This is a genomic window from Oleiphilus sp. HI0125, from assembly GCF_001635355.1.
In genome coordinates, this window is sequence record NZ_LWGF01000143.1 from 1 (window position 1) to 816 (window position 816).

Sequence of the window (816 nt, forward strand, 5' to 3'; positions counted from 1 at the left end):
GGTAAATAGAAAATCAAAACCGCTCTTTATGCCTCGCGCCTCCATATTGTTCAGCGCATTTGAAACTATAGAATAGAAAAAATAACCCAGTCCAAACAATAGTAAAGCCTGATATAAGATGGCCCTAACTCTTGGGTTATTGAGCATTGAGCCTGAGCTTGATGCTTTTGCACGAATTTCTTCGGACATATAGTGCCTCTAGTCTTGGGGTGTAATTTAGAACGGCAAAAGGGGCATAAAGCCCCTTTATTTACCTATTCGAATTAACGAATCGGTGGTGAGTATAGGAAGCCACCTTTATTCCATTGCTCGTTAATGCCACGTGCAATTTTAAGAGGAGAACCCATACCTACATTACGCTCGAATGACTCGCCGTAATTACCTACTTGTGAAACGATGTTGTAAGCCCAATCAGCACTTAAACCAAGCTTCTCGCCAGCATCACCTTCAGTCCCAAGAAGACGCTTCTGAGCAGGCTTACCGTTGTCTTTCATATCAGCTGCGTTCGCAGAATCGACACCCAAGAACTCAGCTTCGATCATTGCTACCAAAGACCACTTAGCGATGTTGAACCACTCGTCATCACCCTGACGAACAACTGGACCTAGAGGTTCCTTAGAGATAACCTCTGGAAGAACCATTGCTGAATCTGGATCCTTCAAACCAATACGAATTGCGTATAACTGCGATTGGTCAGAAGTAAGAACATCACAACGACCACTTTCAAAACCAGCACGTGTTTGATCTGAAGTATCAAATGTTACAGCAGTATATTTCATACCGTTTGCACGGAAATAATCTGCTAAGTTCAACTCA

2 pseudogenes are annotated in these 816 nt (G+C 42.9%); both read right to left on the bottom strand.

Annotated features, from left to right (window positions below):
* Nucleotides 1-189, bottom strand: a pseudogene (locus A3762_RS28150) (amino acid ABC transporter permease); the annotation flags it as partial.
* A 74-nt stretch (nucleotides 190-263) separates the two neighbouring features.
* Nucleotides 264-816: pseudogene (locus tag A3762_RS02480) on the bottom strand (amino acid ABC transporter substrate-binding protein); the annotation flags it as partial.